The 16,050-nt window shown below is 43.8% G+C and carries 12 protein-coding genes; 10 read left to right on the top strand and 2 right to left on the bottom strand.

What is annotated here, in order from left to right; genetic code table 11:
- Nucleotides 1–163 precede the first annotated feature (163 nt).
- The 8 genes from ACX6CI_RS05290 to ACX6CI_RS05255 all read left to right on the top strand — a co-directional run bounded on the left by ACX6CI_RS05290 (nucleotide 164) and on the right by ACX6CI_RS05255 (nucleotide 11,178).
- Nucleotides 164–1,447 (top strand): citrate synthase, encoded by a 1,284-nt coding sequence (locus ACX6CI_RS05290; RefSeq protein ID WP_458777124.1) that lies wholly within the window; start codon nucleotides 164–166, stop codon nucleotides 1,445–1,447.
- Between the two features lie 524 nt (nucleotides 1,448–1,971).
- Complete coding sequence (gene xsc / locus ACX6CI_RS05285; protein ID WP_458778438.1) at nucleotides 1,972–3,753, top strand: sulfoacetaldehyde acetyltransferase; 1,782 nt, start codon at nucleotides 1,972–1,974, stop codon at nucleotides 3,751–3,753.
- A gap of 286 nt (nucleotides 3,754–4,039) precedes the next feature.
- Nucleotides 4,040–5,434 (top strand): aminotransferase family protein, encoded by a 1,395-nt coding sequence (locus ACX6CI_RS05280; RefSeq protein ID WP_458777123.1) that lies wholly within the window; start codon nucleotides 4,040–4,042, stop codon nucleotides 5,432–5,434.
- Nucleotides 5,435–5,547: 113 nt separating this feature from the next.
- Complete coding sequence (gene ald / locus ACX6CI_RS05275; protein ID WP_458777122.1) at nucleotides 5,548–6,660, top strand: alanine dehydrogenase; 1,113 nt, start codon at nucleotides 5,548–5,550, stop codon at nucleotides 6,658–6,660.
- Between the two features lie 122 nt (nucleotides 6,661–6,782).
- Complete coding sequence (locus ACX6CI_RS05270) at nucleotides 6,783–7,445, top strand: GntR family transcriptional regulator (RefSeq protein ID WP_458777121.1); 663 nt, start codon at nucleotides 6,783–6,785, stop codon at nucleotides 7,443–7,445.
- A 522-nt stretch (nucleotides 7,446–7,967) separates the two neighbouring features.
- Nucleotides 7,968–8,972, top strand: coding sequence for a TRAP transporter substrate-binding protein (locus ACX6CI_RS05265; RefSeq protein WP_458777120.1), 1,005 nt, complete (start codon nucleotides 7,968–7,970; stop codon nucleotides 8,970–8,972).
- Nucleotides 8,973–9,237: 265 nt separating this feature from the next.
- The gene (locus ACX6CI_RS05260; RefSeq protein WP_458777119.1) at nucleotides 9,238–9,819 is read left to right on the top strand and encodes a TRAP transporter small permease; all 582 of its coding nucleotides are present in this window, start codon (nucleotides 9,238–9,240) and stop codon (nucleotides 9,817–9,819) included.
- 18 nt (nucleotides 9,820–9,837) lie between these two features.
- The gene (locus tag ACX6CI_RS05255) at nucleotides 9,838–11,178 is read left to right on the top strand and encodes a TRAP transporter large permease (protein WP_458777118.1); all 1,341 of its coding nucleotides are present in this window, start codon (nucleotides 9,838–9,840) and stop codon (nucleotides 11,176–11,178) included.
- Nucleotides 11,179–11,329: 151 nt separating this feature from the next.
- Here the strand turns inward: ACX6CI_RS05255 and ACX6CI_RS05250 are convergent, their stop codons facing one another.
- Nucleotides 11,330–12,400, bottom strand: coding sequence for a flavin monoamine oxidase family protein (locus tag ACX6CI_RS05250; protein ID WP_458777117.1), 1,071 nt, complete (start codon nucleotides 12,398–12,400; stop codon nucleotides 11,330–11,332).
- A 238-nt stretch (nucleotides 12,401–12,638) separates the two neighbouring features.
- Entirely contained in the window at nucleotides 12,639–14,210 is a 1,572-nt protein-coding gene (locus ACX6CI_RS05245; RefSeq protein WP_458777116.1) for an arylsulfatase, read from the bottom strand.
- 248 nt (nucleotides 14,211–14,458) lie between these two features.
- Between ACX6CI_RS05245 and ACX6CI_RS05240 the strand changes: the two genes are divergently transcribed.
- Together ACX6CI_RS05240 and ACX6CI_RS05235 are read left to right on the top strand one after the other, a co-directional pair.
- A complete protein-coding gene (locus ACX6CI_RS05240) occupies nucleotides 14,459–15,154 on the top strand; it encodes a hypothetical protein (RefSeq protein ID WP_458777115.1) in 696 nt (231 codons plus the stop codon).
- Between the two features lie 160 nt (nucleotides 15,155–15,314).
- Entirely contained in the window at nucleotides 15,315–15,989 is a 675-nt protein-coding gene (locus ACX6CI_RS05235; RefSeq protein ID WP_458777114.1) for a hypothetical protein, read from the top strand.
- Nucleotides 15,990–16,050 lie beyond the last annotated feature (61 nt).

Here is a 16,050-nt window from a genome sequence, read left to right as displayed (position 1 = left end):
CACTGCATTCACTTATCTTGCAGTATATTAAGTTCGCAATGTTAAAAGGTTCTCCAGTTTTCTCGGAGTCTACGCCACCTGTTTTGTATAACAGACTTTCAGGAGTAAGGTACTAACTTGTTTTGAATCACTGGCAATTGAGGCATGACAAAAAGGAGATATTTTGGACGATTTCATAACCCTGACATATAAAGGAAAAGATATACTACTTCCGGTGGTTGAAGGAAGCGAAGGAGAAAAAGCGATCGATATCAGTACACTAAGAGCTGAGACCGGATTTATCACCCTTGACCCGGGATATGCAAACACCGGCTCTTGTCTCAGTGCCATTACCTTCATGGATGGAGAAAAAGGGATCCTGCGGTATCGAGGGATTCCGGTGGAACAACTCGCCAAAAACGCCTCCTTCAAGGAGACAGCCTATCTACTGATCAACGGAAAACTTCCCAACAGAGATGAGCTGACCAGATTTTCATTAATGCTCAACGATAACAGCCTGGTTCATACTGATTTAAAGGCATTTTTCCAAAACTATCCCAGGGCCTCCCACCCTATGGGTATCCTCTCTTCCATGGTTAACGCTCTAAAGAGCTTTTACCCGGAACTTGATACAATGGAGGAAGAGATCAATATCACCATGACCCGACTACTTGCCAAGGTTCGTACCATGGCAGCTATGTCCTATAAAATTTCCAGGGGTCATGAGTTAGTCCTGCCAAGACCGGATTTGACATATTGCGAGAATTTCCTCAACATGATGTTTGACACACCGGTTAAACCATACGAACTAAAACGAGAAGCTGTAAATGCACTGAAGGTATTTTGGATCCTCCACGCTGACCACGAACAAAACTGTTCAACCTCTGCTGTTCGTGTGGTAGGAAGTGCTCGTGTCAACCTATACGCTGCTATCTCTTCCGGTATTGCTGCTCTTTGGGGCCCATTACACGGAGGAGCTAACCAGGCCGTCATAGAGATGCTCACCGAGATTCAAAATAATGGTGGTACCTGCGCAGATGTCATCAAGCGGGCCAAAGACAAAAGTGATCCTTTTCGCCTGATGGGATTTGGTCACCGTGTCTACAAAACATATGATCCACGCGCCAAAATTATGAAGCAAATGTGTGATGAGCTACTGGAGTCAATGCATATCAGCGATCCACTATTAGATACAGCAAGAGAACTTGAGGAACACGCGCTCAAAGATTCGTACTTTGTAGACCACAATCTTTATCCTAACGTAGATTTTTACAGTGGAATTGTTTTGCGAGCCATTGGGATACCCACCAATATGTTCACCGTGATGTTCGCTTTAGGGCGTCTGCCTGGTTGGATTGCACAATGGAAGGAAAGCAAAGACGATCCTCAATGGAGAATAAGTCGACCACGCCAGATTTATACAGGAGAACAAGAATACGATTACGTTCCCCTCCATGCCCGAAAATAACCCTCTTTCCACCTATGGCCATAGAAAATATGGTCATAGGGACTCCACCCTATCTTTTCTCGGCAAGTACTACACTGAGATTTCCCAAAGACTCAACAAGCAGCGAAAATGACCTGTTGCAATAATCTCTACACAAAATCGATTTCACGGATACGTTTTAGTCTTAGCCAAGAAGTTTTTTTAGAATTTCTCACCAATTATTTAACACCCCACTCCCTGCCACGAAGACCTTTAAAGACCAGAAATCTTTTTTAAATTAAGCCTAAAGACAATAAAAACCACATTCCATATGTTGCTATTTTAACGCTTTTTTGCGCTCATCCTAAGAAACTCAGGCACCTACCGTTATAATTTCAAAATAAATGTTCACTGTTCTCAAAATTGTCTTGACATGATCCTGGTATCTGATGTATCAGATATCTAACCGTAGCATTAGAAACCTGCTTTTTTGTTGCAGGTAAACATCCCCTGCAACAAATGGGATAAAACAACATATATTTTTGGAGGCACACAAAATGGCTAAAATGAAAATGACCACTGAAGAGGCTTTTATCAAAGTACTTCAAATGCACGGTATTGAGCATGCATTTGGAATCATCGGTTCTGCGATGATGCCTATCTCTGATTTATTTCCAAAAGCTGGTATCACCTTCTGGGACTGTGCACACGAAGGTAACGCTGGTATGATGTCTGATGGGTACACCCGTGCTTCTGGCAAGATGTCTATGATGGTTGCCCAGAACGGTCCTGGAATCACAAACTTTGTAACTCCTGTTAAAACCGCTTATTGGAACCACACTCCTCTTCTTCTCGTTACCCCACAGGCAGCTAATGCTACCATCGGACAGGGTGGTTTCCAGGAAGTTGAGCAGATGGCATGTTTTAAAGATATGGTTGCATATCAGGAAGAAGTTCGTGACCCACGTCGCGTTGCTGAAGTTTTAAACCGCGTTATCATGCAGGCAAAGCGCGCTTCTGCACCTGCACAGATCAACATCCCACGTGACATGTGGACCCAGGTAATCGAGATTGAGCTTCCTGCAATCGTTGAATTTGAACTTCCTGCCGGTGGTGAAGAGGCAATCGCCAGAGCAGCCGAGCTTCTCTCTAACGCTAAGAAGCCAGTTATCTTAAACGGTGCTGGTGTTGTTATCGGTGGTGCTATCGCGGATTCTGCCGCTCTTGCCGAGCGCCTTGAAGCTCCTGTATGTTGTGGTTACCAGCATAACGATGCCTTCCCTGGAAGTCATCCACTCTGTGCTGGCCCCCTTGGATACAACGGCTCTAAGGCTGCAATGCAGCTTATCTCTGAGGCTGACGTTGTTCTTGCTCTTGGAACCCGTCTCAACCCATTCTCAACCCTTCCCGGTTACGGAATGGAATACTGGCCTACAGATGCAGCAATTATTCAAGTTGACATCAACCCAGATCGTATCGGCCTTACCAAGCCCGTAACCGTTGGTATCGTTGGTGATGCTAAGAAAGTAGCGCAAGGCATCCTTGCCAAGCTTGCTCCTACTGCTGGTGACGCCGGCCGTGAAGATCGCAAAGCTGATATTGCGAAAAAGAAAGCTGACTGGGCTGCAGAACTTGCAACTCTCGTACACGAAGATGATGATCCAGGCACCACTTGGAATGAGCGTGCACGTGATCGTGAGCCACAGAAAATGTCTCCTCGTCAGATGTGGCAGGCAATTAAATCAGCTACTCCTGAGAATGCAATTCTCTCTTCTGATATTGGAAACAACTGTGCAATCGGTAACGCCTTCCCTACTTTTGAAGAAGGCCGCAAGTACCTCGCACCAGGCCTTTTCGGACCTTGTGGATACGGTTTTCCTGCAATCTGTGGAGCTAAAGTTGCTCAACCGGATGTACCTGTAATCGGTATGGCTGGTGATGGTGCTTTTGGTATCTCCATGAACGAAATGGTTTCCTGTGGTCGTGACAGCTGGCCTCCAGTTACTATGCTCGTTTGTCGTAACTACCAATGGGGTGCTGAAAAACGTAACACCACTCTCTGGTACGCGGATAACTTCGTTGGTACCGAGCTTGATCAAAACGTTTCTTATGCAGCAATCGCTGAAGCGTGCGGTGTTAAGGGTGTTCAGGCAACCAGCGCCGACGACCTTCAGGCAAAACTTAAAGAAGCGGTTCGAGCTCAGATGGAAGATGGCGTTACCACCTTCATCGAAATCCTGGTTAACCAGGAGCTCGGCGAGCCTTTCCGTCGCGATGCGATGAAAGCACCTGTTGCAGTTGCTGGCATTAGCAAAGATGACATGGTTCCACAAAAGGGCGCAAAGTAATAGTCTTCCCTTCCGTCATGGTGCCGGTTTAGCCGGTGCCATGACAGTTTGTCCACTAGCTGGATCAAACATTACAGCAAGTCTTCTCTTAGCCTTGTTGCACGACGCATTAAGAAATACCTATAGCCGTCCCCCGGCTTTACATAGGAACTATCGCCGGATCTACTGCTATACATCTATATCTTGAACAACCTTAGTATTTTTTTTTTTGGTTTACGCACCGGCAAAGAGCAACTGTTACTCTTTCACGGTTCTGATTTTTGATCTACCTAAGAGGACTGAGATCATGGAAAAAACAAATTGGCTTGAATATGATGCGGATGAAATGGTTAAAGGTGATAAGGATGCTCTGTGGCATCACCTCAAACCCCACAAAGTGTTCGAGTCCCAGGAACAGATGATAATTGTTGAGGGCAAAGGTCTAAATGTTACTGACATTCGCGGTCGGGAATACCTTGATGTCACATCTGGCGGTGTATGGAGTATCATGGTCGGTTATGGCCGTGAGTCCATTGCAAAAGCCGTTTATGACCAGCTTGTTAAAATGCCTTATTTTGCCGGTGTTTTCGGAAACGTTCCAGCTATTAAATTTGCTCAGAAGCTACTGGAAAAACTTCCACGTATGGACAAGGTTTACTTTTCCAATAGTGGTTCCGAGGCAAACGAAAAAGCATTCAAAATTGTACGTCAGGCATCAAGAATCGTTCCTGAAAGAAAAGGTAAATATAAGATCATGTTCCGTGATCGTGATTACCATGGTACCACCATTGCTGCAATGAGCGCGACAGGACAGATCCAGCGTAAAAAAGACTTTGGTCCATTCGTAGAAGGCTTTGTTGAATTCCCACACTGCTGCTGCTACCGCTGTCCTTTTGAAAAAACCTATGGTGAGTGTAACATCGAATGTGCTCATGCCATTGAAGATGTTATTGCTAAAGAAGGTGCAGACACCATCGGAGGCCTCATCGTCGAGCCTATTACTGCGGGTGGCGGAATTATCCCACCAGTAAAAGAGTACTACCCAATCGTTCAGGATATCTGTAAGAAGCATAATATCTGGCTCATCATGGATGAGGTTGTATGTGGTTTTGGTCGTACCGGAAAATTCTGGGGCCATGAACAATATGACGTTGATCCTGACATCGTTACCATGGCAAAAGGCCTCGCCAGCTCCTACGAGCCGCTGTCTGCAACGGTAGTTAAACAACACATTTATGACTGTTTTGTTAACGATCCCACCGATGAAGAGACACGTCTCAACTACTTTCGTGATATCAGTACCTATGGTGGTTGCGCAGGACCAATGGCGGCAGCTCTTGAGTCCACAAGAATTATTGAAGACGAAAATCTCATAGAAAACAGTGCAGAGCTTGGTGCATATTTTCTTGAACAACTCAAAACTCTTAAAGATCTGCCACTCATCGGTGACGTCCGCGGAGTTGGCCTGTTCCTCGGGATTGAATTTGTTCGCAATAAAGAAACCAAAGAGCCAATATCAGAAGGTGAAATGGCAACCATCATGGGTCGTATGATGGCTCAGAGTGTTATTGTTGGCCGAACTAACAGTAGTTTTGATGGTCTCAATACCGTTATGAACTTTGCTCCTTCACTTACCATGAGTAAAGAACAGGTAGACCGCGTTGTTGGTGCAGTGAGAAAGGCGGTAGAAGAAGGTCTGTAAAAACAATTCTCACCTATCTTCTTGTTGCAGTAAATATGTTCATAATGGCTACCTTGATGAATAATTTTGGTAGTCAATTTTAAATTACATTACAACACCCACGGAGTGAGCTAATGAAAGTTGGAATCTTAAAAGAAATCAAAGTATTGGAAAACAGAGTTTGTATGGTACCATCCGGTGTCGCGACCATGATTGCAAACGGTCATGAGGTTACTGTTGAGACCATGGCAGGAGCCGGAGCTGGTTTTCCTGATGCTGAATATGTTGCAGCGGGTGCTACCATCGCAGCGACTCCCGCTGATGTATACGGTACCTGCGACATGGTTATGCATGTTAAAGAGCCACAACCCTCTGAGTATAACCTTATCCGTGAAGGCCAGATTGTTTTCACTTACCTGCACCTTGCGGCCGATCTTCCACAAACTGAGGCTCTTGTTAAGGCAAAGTCCGTTAACATCGCATATGAAACCATCGAAAAGGCAGACGGTTCCCTACCTCTTCTCGTTCCTATGAGCGAGGTTGCTGGACGTATGGCAGCTCAAGAAGGTGCTAAGTACCTTGAAATGCCTCAAGGTGGTCTCGGAATCCTTCTTGGTGGCGTTAAAGGTGTTGCTCCTGGTGTCGTTGTTGTTATCGGTGGTGGTGTTGTTGGAATTAACGCAGCTAAAATGGCGGCCGGTCTCGGAGCCCAGGTTTACATGCTTGACACAAACCTCGAAAGACTCGCTTACCTTGATGACGTTATGCCTGCAAACGTTTTCCCTGTTATGTCTAACCCAGCAATCCTCAAAGAGTATGTTACTAAAGCTGATCTCGTGATCGGTGCTGTACTGATTCCTGGTGCAAAAGCTCCTAAGCTGATCACTCGCGAAATGCTTAAAGACATGAAAGACGGTTCTGTTATCGTGGATGTGGCAATTGATCAAGGTGGATGTATTGAAACCTCTAAGGCCACCACCCACGCAGAGCCAACCTATGTTGTTGAAGGTGTTGTTCACTACTGTGTCGCTAATATGCCTGGTGCCGTTGCGCGTACTTCCACTGTAGCTCTTACCAATGCAACTCTTCCATATGCTGTTGAGATCGCAAACAAAGGCTGGAAGAAAGCTATGCAGGAAAATAACGAAATAAAGCTTGGTGCAAACGTTATAGAAGGTGCAATCACCTATAAGGCTGTCGCTGAAGCCTTCGATATGGATTACACCTCAGTTGATAAGTTTCTATAAAACTTACCTACTGTAAGACTTTATACTTTTCTGATTCTTGACAACTACGTTTTATTAGGTATCTTGGTCCGGAATTAAATTAGAAAAGTATAAAGTCATAACTACAAACGAGGATAGTATTAATGAATAGTGGATTAAAATTTTCATCTTTGAGTGATCAAGTATATGCATACCTACGCAAACAGATGAATCAAGGTAACCTTCTGCCAGGATCTACTATTAATATTGGCGAAATCGCCAAACAGCTCGGTATCAGTAAAACCCCTCTACGAGATGCCCTAATCCACCTCGAACTCGAAGGATTTGTTACTATCCTTCCAAGGCGTGGTGTCCAGGTTAATCAGCTCCAGATTGAAGATGTTAAGAATGCCTATGATGCCGTAGGCCTCGTTGAATCATTCATAATCATTGAATGTATAGATAAAATCACCTCTAAACATATCAAAAAACTTGAATCACTCAATGAAAAGATGATTGCTGACATCAGTACAGACAACTTCTCTCAATTGTTCAAAACCAATCTCGACTTCCACAATGTCTACTTAGGAGTATCAGACAACGAGTTGTTGAAAAAGTTCATTCTTCCTATCAAACACAGGCTGTATGATTTTCCGCGCCAAAATTATATTTCCGAATGGGAATTGCGTAACTGTGAAGAGCATAAACAGTTCATCCAGTGCCTTAAAGACGGTAATGCGGTAGATGCTGCGGCCATATTAAAAGACCAGCACTGGTCCTTTGAGTGTCAAAAAGACTTTATTTATGCCTTCTACGGAGCCAAATAGGTTCTTCAACCTCGTATTTCGTAGATTACCTTAAAGAATAGCCCGCTTGACTTTGCTTTAATAAGACCCAATTTCCCCAGGTAGGTCCAGGAACTTTTCTGCGTTTTCCACACATTTTCCTATTTTACATTTCTGTAACATAATTCTCGCGAAGTGCTTGATTCTACATTGTTGTGGGTTTTTTAAAACCACGCGTTTTTTCTTGACACTACCACTGATGTCTGATACATCATAGATCAGTTTCATTGTGATGAAGTTTCACTTTTGCATCTTTATCTTAATATCTGAGGAAGAAGAAAAAATGAGTCACCAGGAGAAACTTTCATTCTCGCATGGTAAAACAGCGCCGCCAAATGGGGGGTCACCTCCCGGGCAAGTTGATTTCTTGCGTGCGTGTCCTACCCACTCTGCCATATCCCAGCTCTTTTCTTCCTCTCTCTTTTCACCTCGTAACATCCAGCAAATCATATCGATGCAACAAATGCATTGGTTCACCCCTAATCATAGTTCAAGGAGACACTCATGATTTTAAAACGAGCAAAAACCATCACTACAGTTTTCGCAGCTACTGCATTACTTATGATGGGCAACACCATGGCAACAGCAAAGACCTATAAAATGGCCATTGGTGACGCCCAGGGTGGAACCCAGTGGGCAATGTCTGAAAAGTTCTCTCAGCTTTTTACTGAGAAGACTGGCGGCAAGCACAAGGTTTCCATGTTCCCTAACGGCCAGCTTGGAAGTGAGCAGGACACAATCAACGATGCATCCATGGGTACCCTTGATTTCTCTACTCTTGCGATCAACAACCTGACTCCTTTTTCCCCAAGCGTTGGTGTTCTGACCCTTCCATACGTTATTCTTGGTCTTGACGATGCTGTAAAGCTCACCCGTGGAGATGTAGGTAAAGAGCTGGTTGAAAACACCATTCGTGATTCTGGCGTTCGTATTGTTGCCTGGGCCTATTCTGGTTTTCGTGTACTGACCAACTCCAAAAAACCTGTTTCCACCCTTGAAGACCTCAAAGGCCTCGTTATTCGTGTACCTAAGAACGAAATCATGATCGCCTCGTACCAGGCCTGGGGTATTAACCCTACTCCAATGGCATGGTCTGAGACCTTTACTGCGCTTCAGCAAAAAGTTGTTGATGGGCAGTGCAACCCGTTTATCACTGTTAGTGCAATGAAGTTTTACGAAGTACAGAAATACATCACCACTATCCGTTACATCTTCTCTCTTGAACCACTTGTTATCTCCGAATCAGTGTTCCAGGACATGAAGCCTGAAATGCAAAAAGCTGTACTTGAAGCCGGTCAGGAAGCGACTCTTTTCTCTGAGCAGTACCTCAAAGACAGTGAAGCTGCAATCATCGCAGATCTTACAGCTAAAGGTATGGAAATCACTGCTCCTGCCAATGATGAAAAAGAATGGATTGAAGCTGCAACCACCAGCGTATGGCCTAAGTACTACAAGTCCATCGGTGGTAAGGAAAAGCTTGATAGTGTTCTCAAAATGCTTGGCCGTTAAGAAGTCAGCGTATCTGTAGCTTATATGATACCCGTCTCCCCACGGATAGAGATTCTTCTCTCCGGGGGGAGACAGTTTTCTTTCTTTAACGGGAGTCAAGCCCCCTCCTTTTGAAAATAGTACAATGAAACGGCGTTGAACAAACTAAGACCAGATGTCTCTAAGATTTTTTCCAGTTCATTTCCTGGCTCTTTGAATCGCTCAGCCGGCAATTGCTGATGGATCAACTCTCCCAGCGCATGTAAAACCAAATAAGGAGTCAAGAATGAACATAAAATCATTCTTCATCAACCTGTTCGACAATCTTGAAAGTTATGTTTGTCGTCTCCTGCTTATTGTTTTCGTATCACTTCTTCTCGTCCAGATTGTGTCCCGTGAAGTATTTGGTTACTCCTTTTCCTGGATTGAAGAACTCGCGACCTATCTCTTTGTATGGTTTGCCTATTTTGGTGCAAGCCACGCCGCAAAAATGGCAGCACACAACAGAGTTACTTTTCAATTCAAATTATTTCCAAAGATTGTGCAAACCGTCAGCGAATTTATAGCTGATATGATCTGGCTTGCATTCAATCTCTATTTTATCTTTCTCAGTTATGATTTTGTCTTCAACAAAATGAACCTGTTCTGGAAATCCCAGACCCTTGGTGTGCCAATGAAGTATTTTTATACGGTACTGCCAATTTCATTTGCGTTTATGTCCGCCCGTGTAATTCAGGTTAACTATCTCAAACTCGTGAAAGGTATTGATATTCGTGACCCTGACTCGTCAGAGCTCGAAAATGCCGCTGAGTTGATGAAAGAAGATAGCAGTGACACTGCTCCCTTAACTGAAACCAAAAATTCATAACTGATCTGGAGATAAATTATGGAAACCACAGTTGTCTGGGTTTTATTTGGCTCCTTTTTGGCGCTACTCTTAATAGGGGCACCCATCACCGTATCTTTAGGTGTGTCTGCAATGGCAGCCTTTATGTATCTGGACGAAAACCCTATTAAACTCGTACAAATCGCGTTTCGATCCGTTGGTTCTTTTCCCCTCATGGCGCTTCCCGCTTTTATTCTTGCAGGAGCATTGATGGAGGCCTCCGGGGTATCGAGGCGGCTGGTCAAAATAGCTGAATCCTTTGCAGGCCCAATTACTGGCGGTCTAGGTGCTGCCACTGTTATGGCCTGTATTTTCTTTGGTGCTATTTCAGGGTCAGGTCCAGCGACCACAGCTGCCGTTGGTATGCTGATGATTCCGGCCATGGTAAACCGTGGCTATGACCGTGGCTATGCGTCTGCTATCACAGCTTCTTCAGGTGGCCTTGGTATCATAGTCCCACCATCGATTCCAATGGTTATTTTTGGGATTTCAGGTATGGGTATGCAGGCACCACCTGAAGCTGTTGCAAAGTTTGGAGAATTTCAATCACTTTCCATTCCCAAGCTTTTTATTGCAGGCTTTCTCCCCGCTTTACTTGTTGCTTCCGGAATACTCATAGCAAACTACTTCCGGAGTAAAAAACGTGGTTACACCGGAATATCAGCAAACTGGTCTGTTGGTGAGATGGTCGCTACATTAAAAAGCGGAATTTGGTCAGTGCTTGCACCTCTTATTATTCTCGGCGGAATCTATAGCGGCTTTTTCACCCCTACAGAATCAGCAATTGTAGCAATTTTTTACACCATTTTTGTAGGTGTTTTTCTGCATAAAGAATTAAAGCTCAAACAGTTTTTTCATTCACTTGAAACAACCACGTGGATTACAGGTCGTGTTTTGCTGATTCTTTTTACAGCAACTGTCTTTGGTCGTCTGCTGGTAGAAAACGAGATTCCTTCAATTGTCGCTCAGGCCCTTCTGGACTTTACCGACAATATGTACCTCATCTGGGCGCTTATCATCTGTTTTTTGGTGTTTGTGGGTATGTTCATGGAGACACTCGCTACAATTATGATTCTCACCCCCGTTCTCCTTCCCATCATGTATACCCTTGGGGTCGATCCGGTTCACTTTGGCGTTGTTATGGTGGCCACCCTTGCTATCGGTTTCCAGACACCTCCATTGGGTGAAAATCTGTTTGTCGCCTCAGGTATCGGGGGATCAAGTATTGAGGATATTTCGGTGCAGGCTATGCCATTTTCAATTTTGGCAATTATTGCTGTTTTCATTATCGCCTTTTTCCCTCAAATTTCTCTATTTCTCCCAGGACTTCTCGGTTATTGATAACAGTCCAACTCTCTAACTCGTCCCCCCCCACTCACGAACCTGCAATGGTTTGGAGTGGGGGCTTTTAACCCGCCAACACGTCTTCAGTCCGGAATAACTTCTTCTGTCAGACACCGATTCGTCCTACGCAATTCGTTTTAAAAACAGTTCAAATATTCAGGGTGGCCCTTTCTGCAGCAATGATTGCACCTTCCATATAACCACCATGTTCATCGGCTGTTTCCGTTCCTGCAAAGCGTACAGAATTATCCCAGATGGATATTTTGCCTGCCGGAGGTGAATAAGCGGGGTGTTCCAGCATAGACGGTTGATCATACTCCGTTGCTGTATATCTTTCCCTTGCCCAGTCTTTATAAAAGAATGCTGCTGGATGTGCCGCAGGCTCTCCGAATATTAGCTCCAATTGACGCAGCATCATATTGTTAAGTTCTTCTTTATTGTTTCGCCTGATTGCGGGAACTCCAAGAAATCCTGTAAGTCCGTAAGGCGGCTGGTCATGATTTGATCCGTCATGGATCTCTCCAATCGGACCGCAATGACTGAATGCCTGCCCTGATAGACCATGGCTTCTCCAGAAAGGTTTATCATATACGGCACAGAATTTTGCCTGTCCAGCCATCCATGTGCCTGTTTTCAGCATTTCCTGAGCAAGTTCAAATGACAGGTCCGGTGTGAAGAGGATTGTTGACGCAGCAAGACGGGGTGGAAGCGCAAGAATTACATGTTTAGCATCAAAAAAAGTGTCCGGTTCCTTTTCAATATCTCCAACAGCCACCTGAAGCCCTGATCTTGTTTTTTCGATCCTGCATACCGGGTGATCTAATCTAATATTTTTTGCTGGGATACTGCTTAAAAGTCTTGAGAGTAGGCCATCTACACCTCCGAAAATTCGCCAACAAACCGGCTCATTATTCAATCCTCTAACAGTATTGACCTGACCGTCATGGGTTTGAATACGACCCAGTCCATTTTCATACTGTTTATAGGCTGTAAGACCAAAACCATTGATTAATCCTGTAATTTTAGGATGGATATCCGGCCAAAACCATGAAGGCCCCATATCGGACACAAGACCTTCATGTTCCAAACCTAATATCCTTCCACCTATCCGGTTTCTGGCTTCAAGTATAAGGAACTCCCTGTTTCTCTGAGATAAGAGAAAGGCTGAATATAATCCACTTAAACCTGCACCTATTATTACTGTTTTTGCCGATTTCATATAATTAATCAAAGACGTCCAAAAACATACCCCGCACAACACATTGAGCCATTACGATCCGATTGGAAAAACAGGAGTACTATTAACTTGAAGAAAAATTCTATTGAGCGAAGATCTGGTTAGGCTAACTATAAAAGTTCCTGTAGATTTTCAAGACAAAACGCACTGGAGCAAAACAATGCATGGCAAACCCAACATTAATTGCTTCTGGATTTGCCATACAAACAGGCTATATCACTTATTGCCTACCTTTACTGATAAACTCATCAACCACGTTAGACATATCAAACGACTTGCCTCCCTGTACTGGAGGGAACTCAGCAAGTGTTTTGAGATGAGCCCCCATTAGCTCCCCCATCGGCTGCATGAGCCAGGAAACTTTTTGCAATAGGTGTCCGTACGAGTCCTTATTGTCGTAGCCTTCATACGGGTCCATACGGATGTTATATACAAGAGGAACAGTACGGGGAATCACATTAGCGTAATAATCTTCTTTGGTTGAAAAATGGAATTTCCATGGTCCCATTCGTACAGCCGTCAATTTACTTTCATAATAGTGAAAGATGTGATCCCGATTGGAATGATCACTGTTGCCCATCCAATAATCAAGATTGTTGATACCATCGATGTATTGATGTTTCTCTTTCATAACCCTATCTGCCACATCATCTATGCCAGCAGCCGCAGCCAAGGTCGTAAATAAATCCTGATGCCCTTGGATACCGTTTAACTTTGTATCAGCCGGTATTTTCCCAGGCCACTTCACCATCAAAGGCACCCGTACACCACCTTCATATGTTGTCATTTTTTCTCCACGAAATGGAGTAGTGGCGCCGTGAGGCCAAGAGGAGTGCTCTGGCCCGTTATCAGTCGAATAGACAATAAGCGTATTCTCATCGAGGCCAAGTTCTTTAAGAGTATCAAGCACAATACCTATATCATGGTCGTGCTGCATCATGCCCGCCCCATGATAATCAGCTTCGCTTGTATATTTTTCAACTTTTTTCAGCCATTCTTCATGTACTCGGGTGTAAAGATGCATTCTGCTTGTATTGAGCCATACGAAAAAAGGTTCGTTAGCAGCTTGCGCTTTCTTCATGAAATCAACCGCTTTAGGAATTACTTCTCCTGCATCGAAATCTTTCATGCGTTCCTGGGTCAGGGGGCCCGTGTCTTCAATTGTCTGCATGCCTACACGACCAAACCGAGGTTGCTCAGTTGGATCATCTTCTGTTGTGGCGTAAGAATGGATTACACCCCTTGTGCCAAATTTTTTCTCATACTCTTCAAGGCTACCAGAATAGGCTTTCCCAAAATTTTGATAATCTCGCTGCTCTGACTCCTCTTGCGTATTAAGATGGTAAAGGTTGCCGAAGAACTCATCAAAACCATGAACGGTCGGCAGATGCTCATTCCTATCACCAAGATGGTTTTTACCAAAATGCCCGGTTCGATACCCGTCGGACTTTAGCACTTCAGCAAGGCTCGGAGATTCCTTTTTCAATCCCAGCGCATCACCAGGCTGCCCTACAGTAGTCATTCCCGATCTAATCGGATATTGCCCCGTAATAAATGCGGCACGACCAGCAGTGCAGGATGGTTGGGCATAATGATCAGTAAACAGCACCCCATCTTTAGCAATACTGTCAAGATTTGGGGTTGGATAGCCCATCACACCATGGTTGTAGGCACCAAGGTTTGACCATCCTATATCATCCCCCCAGATGACCAGGATATTAGGCTTTTCCTGGCTGTTTGCAGTTGATACTGTACAAGCCAGCAATAGAGCAATGAGTATTTTGACTCTCATTTTTCCTCCTCTTTTAGGTGTTTGTGGTAATTGATTCTTTCCATATCAATGCAGATAGATGATTTCAATATATATATCATATGAGACAACCAATTGTTAGATAAATTAGCTTAGTTTTTTCTATGAAGACAGGGTCCATTCATACTATCTTATGACCTTAAAAAATATAAGTAGCCAAATGGACTATCAGTTAACATCTTAACAAAACCAGTTCACTGTAACCCTACAAAAGGATTAAACTTTCACCTATGGAAGTACTCAGTCTTACACAAATATCATTAGACCTTACACCCAAGGATTTTGTCGAACATCTCCACAAAACAGCCGGTGGCGAAAAAATCGCAGAAAAGGGTGGTCCTATTTTCGAGGAAAACCAAAAGAGCTGGGCTCCGGGAGCAGTATTATTTGCTGCAAATATTACTACGGCAACTGATCAGGACATCATATTACAAAAAAACCGCACTCTCGACTCATTTAAACTCTGTCTTGGCCAGTCTGGAAAGTTTTTATCAGAAGCAAAACTTGTCATCTGCGGAGCCTACACCATAGGCGATGGCTTGAATAAAGCTCTTACTAAGGCCTCAAGTACCCATCAATATCTGGTTGGCTACATCCTGGAACAATTAAGCCTTTTCCTGCTGGAAAAAACAGCTATGAAAGTAAACTCGATAATTGAAGATATGGCTCTTGAAAAAGGTTGGGGAGTCGGACCATTACTCAGCCCTGGCTCTGTCCACGGCTGGCCCCTGACCGATCAAGTGACGCTCTGTTCACACCTTCCATTATCAGAAATAGGAGTATCCTGCAGCAACAACGGGGTTCTCTCCCCCTTCAACTCTCTCTCTTTTGTTGTCGGAATTGGACCTGATTATACAGAGAGCACAATTGGATCCCCCTGCGAAGTATGCAGTAACAGGGACACCTGTCAAATACGAGTAAAGTAATTGGTAATAGGGTACTTTTTTATCGAGATAGGTAAAAGCACGTTGAAGATACGAACCCTCGGTCAGTAATCTAATGGAAGAATTATCTTGTCTCATTATTGGAAGGGCAATATGATTATAAGTATGGAGAATTATGTTCTAATAATCATTGGATTTTTTCATGAGACCAAATGCCTATCACATTTTTTCTTATAGTTCGAAAGAGCTTTTTACCGATCGTCTTGACTTCTATTGGCAGAGAATCTTGATAATAAGAAAAACTAACCTAATTCTTTTCTTGTCACTAATCGCAGCTAATTATTTACTTCTTCATTCTGGAGAGATGAGTTGCTTTGCTAATGAATACGTAACTCGTTCAGGTAAATCTTTACGTATCGAAGAGACCCACCCTCAGGGTCAAAGTCTGAGTGACATACATCTCAACTCATCTGGATTTGATCATAACCTCTCTGAGACCTTTAAAGATCGAGACCCGATCAAAAGTGTTTTAATAGGCGATATAGACGAAAATGGATTTGATGAATTTTATATCATCACCGTATCAAGCGGGTCGGGAAGTTATGGAGATATAATCGCCATTGCTTCTAACAGAGATAAAAGCCTATCTATGATACATTTTCCTGCGGTTCCGCCTGGAGATATACGGTTTTCTGGTTATATGGGACATGACAACTTCCACATATCTGAAAATAAGCTCATTCGATCTTTTCCCATTTTTCTGGATTCCGATAAAAATTGGAATCCTACCGGAGGTAGACGTCAATTAGCCTATGGTTTATTCCCTGGTGAAGCCTCATGGCACCTGGAAATTGTAGACTTTACAGATGTTAAATAACACCCGAAATGTTACTTCATTTTTGATCTGCTTAGTCCCAATATATTAGAGAGCCATTACA

This window comes from Desulforhopalus glucosivorans (assembly GCF_054397165.1).
This window is presented reverse-complemented; position numbering and strand designations above follow the sequence as displayed.

What these genes read in the sequence shown, in the direction of transcription:
- ACX6CI_RS05265 (WP_458777120.1), top strand. Translation starts at nt 7,968, where the DNA reads ATGATTTTAAAACGAGCAAAAACCATCACTACAGTTTTCGCAGCTACT.
- ACX6CI_RS05260 (WP_458777119.1), top strand. Translation starts at nt 9,238, where the DNA reads ATGAACATAAAATCATTCTTCATCAACCTGTTCGACAATCTTGAAAGT.
- ACX6CI_RS05255 (WP_458777118.1), top strand. Translation starts at nt 9,838, where the DNA reads ATGGAAACCACAGTTGTCTGGGTTTTATTTGGCTCCTTTTTGGCGCTA.
- ACX6CI_RS05270 (WP_458777121.1), top strand. Translation starts at nt 6,783, where the DNA reads ATGAATAGTGGATTAAAATTTTCATCTTTGAGTGATCAAGTATATGCA.
- ACX6CI_RS05240 (WP_458777115.1), top strand. Translation starts at nt 14,459, where the DNA reads ATGGAAGTACTCAGTCTTACACAAATATCATTAGACCTTACACCCAAG.
- ACX6CI_RS05235 (WP_458777114.1), top strand. Translation starts at nt 15,315, where the DNA reads ATGAGACCAAATGCCTATCACATTTTTTCTTATAGTTCGAAAGAGCTT.
- ACX6CI_RS05250 (WP_458777117.1), bottom strand. Translation starts at nt 12,400, where the DNA reads ATGAAATCGGCAAAAACAGTAATAATAGGTGCAGGTTTAAGTGGATTA.
- ald (WP_458777122.1), top strand. Translation starts at nt 5,548, where the DNA reads ATGAAAGTTGGAATCTTAAAAGAAATCAAAGTATTGGAAAACAGAGTT.
- ACX6CI_RS05280 (WP_458777123.1), top strand. Translation starts at nt 4,040, where the DNA reads ATGGAAAAAACAAATTGGCTTGAATATGATGCGGATGAAATGGTTAAA.
- xsc (WP_458778438.1), top strand. Translation starts at nt 1,972, where the DNA reads ATGAAAATGACCACTGAAGAGGCTTTTATCAAAGTACTTCAAATGCAC.
- ACX6CI_RS05245 (WP_458777116.1), bottom strand. Translation starts at nt 14,210, where the DNA reads ATGAGAGTCAAAATACTCATTGCTCTATTGCTGGCTTGTACAGTATCA.